Below are 2,462 nucleotides of genomic sequence, written 5' to 3'. Positions count from 1 at the left end.
GCGCCGCCCGGTACGCCGTGTGCAGGGCGACGGCCCCCGCGAGCAGCACCGGAGCCGAGGAGCGGGCGAGCCCCGCCGCGAGACCGGCGAGCGGGGCGGGCGGCGCGGGCTGGTGGCTCGGCTCAGGAATCGCGCGGACAGGGATGTGCGAGCTTGCGCTCGCCGCCGGTCCTCCCTCCACAGGCGGGGTACCGGCTCCGTTGTCCCGATCCCGGTCACGGGCCCCGGCCCGATGTCGGTGGTCGCTGATTCAATACACGTATGAGAAGTTCGGGTGACGCGGCGCAGGCGGTCGAGGCGGTGCGCGCGGGCGAGACGGCGCAGACGCTCGACGCGGTGCGCGCGCTCGCCGGTCTCGCGGCGGGGCTCGCCCGCTCCTCGGCTCCGGTGCTGCTCGCGGGGGCCGTCGCCCTGCACACGGCGTACCGGGCGGCGCTGCTCGTGCCGGAGTCGTTCGCGCGGGGGAGTCGTCTCTCCCGGAGCGAGGCGGGAGACCTCGTGGAGCGCTCGATCCGAGCCGAGTTCGCGACGGCGCTCGGGATGTCGGAGCGCGTGGCGTCTCGGCGTCTCGAGCACGCTCGGCTCCTCATCGAGGACCTCCCGGCGACCCGCACCCTCCTGGCCGAGGCCCGGATCCTCTGGGAGGCCGGCGAGGTCGTCTGCGCCGCCGCCGCGACCCTCCCCGCTCCGTCGCGCGCGTCCTTCGACGAGCGGGCGGCCGCCGCGGCGCTCTCGCAGACGCCCACCCAGCTCCGCCGGACCGTGGCGCGGCTGCGCGACGAGCTGCACGAGCAGCCGTTCACCGAGCGCCACGCCCGCGCCCGCGAGGACCGCAGCGTGTGGCTCGGCGCCGAGGCCGACGGCATGGCCACGCTCTGCGCCCTGCTGCCGGCCCCGGTCGCGGTCGGCGCCTACAACCGTCTCGACCGGATCGCCCGCTCGCTCCGCGACGGGGCGGACGCGGCGAGGATCGGGCTCGGTGCAGGTGCAGGTGCAGGTGCAGGTGCGAGTGCGAGTGCGAGTGCGAGTGCGAGTGCGACTGCACAGAGCGGTGCTGGTGCCCGTGGCGATGCCCGGGTAGCAGTCGGTGCTGGTGCTGGTGCTGGTGCTGGTGCTGGTGCGCGTGCTGGTGCTGGTGCGCGTGCTGGTGCCGTGCTCGGCGCGGAGACGGGTGGCAGCGCCGGAGGAGACGCTGACATCTCCCTCGGCGACGGCCGGACGCTCGCGCAGCTGCGGGCCGACGCACTCGTCGATCTGCTCATCGACGGCGACATCTCCGCAGACGGATCCTCGGGCGAAGGAGCGAGCGGAATCCCCGCCTCTGTACTCGGAAGCCCCGCCTCGGTCTCCGGAGTCCGCGCCGACGTGCGCCTCACCCTCGCCGCCAGCACCGCGGTCGGCCTCGACGACGCGCCGGCCGAACTCGACGGCTACGGTCTCGTCCCCGCCGACGTCGCCCGGGAGCTCGTGCGCACGGCGGCCACCTTCACGCGGGTGCTGACCGATCCGGACACGGGAGTGGTGACGTCGGTCGGCAGGACCCTCCGCGTCCCGCCCCCTCGGATGCGCCTCCAGCTGCAGCTGCGCGACCGGACCTGCCGGTTCCCCGGCTGCACCCGCTCGTCCTCGACGGCCGAGGCCGATCACACCCTCGAATGGCGGAACGGAGGCGAGACCGCCCTCGGCAACCTGGCCTCGCTCTGCGTCGCGCACCACCACGTCCGCCACGGCGACCGCTGGACCTACGCCCTCCATCCGGACGGCACCGTCGTCTGGACGACCCCCACCGGCCGTCGGATCACCGACCGACCGCGGGCGCTGCCCGGGGCTCCGCTGCCGCCCACGCGACGACCGACGCCGCAATCGGCGCAAGAACCGGAGCCGGAGCCGCAGCCGGAGCAGCAGCCGCACCCGCTGTCACCACGATCCTCGTCATCGCAGCTGAGGTCATCGCGACCGTCGTCACCTCGACCGTCACCATCGCTGCTGTCGCCGACGCGGCCGCGGTTCGTGGACGCGTCTCCGCCGTTCTGATCCGCAGCCCGACCTGCCGGGCGATCCGACACTCCGTCGGCCGCGAGGCGGTGCATCGCCGTGCCTGGACACGCCCAGGCGCCCTCGCGCTCTCGCACCTCCGGCGCCGCGAGGTCCGTCGGCACGTTGGCGCTTCGTCGAGCCTCGAGTTCCGAGTTCTGAGCTCCGAGCCCTGTATCCCGGAGCTCCGAGCCTCGAGCTTCGAGCTCCGAGCCTCGAGCTCCGAGCCCTGTGTCCCGGAGCTCCGAGCCTCGAGCTCCGAGCCCTGTGTCCCGGAGCTCCGAGCCTCGAGCCCCGTGTCCCGTCGTGCTTCGGCGCTTCGGGGCGTCGGCCACCGCGTCCCGGTCCGCCCCTGTCCCCGGTCCGCCCCTGTCCCTGGTCCGCCCCTGTCCCTGGTCCGCCTCCGTTCCGGTCCGCTCCGTCCCGGT

General features: G+C 74.7%; 1 protein-coding gene. It reads left to right on the top strand.

From position 1 onward, the window contains the following. The first annotated feature begins 261 nt into the window (after positions 1 to 261). Complete coding sequence (locus tag C5C63_RS16575) at positions 262 to 2,034, top strand: HNH endonuclease signature motif containing protein (protein WP_104326459.1); 1,773 nt, start codon at positions 262 to 264, stop codon at positions 2,032 to 2,034. Positions 2,035 to 2,462 lie beyond the last annotated feature (428 nt).

This window comes from Rathayibacter sp. AY1B8 (assembly GCF_002932775.1).
GTDB lineage: Bacteria > Actinomycetota > Actinomycetes > Actinomycetales > Microbacteriaceae > Rathayibacter.
This window is presented reverse-complemented; position numbering and strand designations above follow the sequence as displayed.

Excerpts from the sequence above, each read along its gene's own strand:
- C5C63_RS16575 (WP_104326459.1), top strand. The coding sequence starts at position 262 with ATGAGAAGTTCGGGTGACGCGGCGCAGGCGGTCGAGGCGGTGCGCGCG.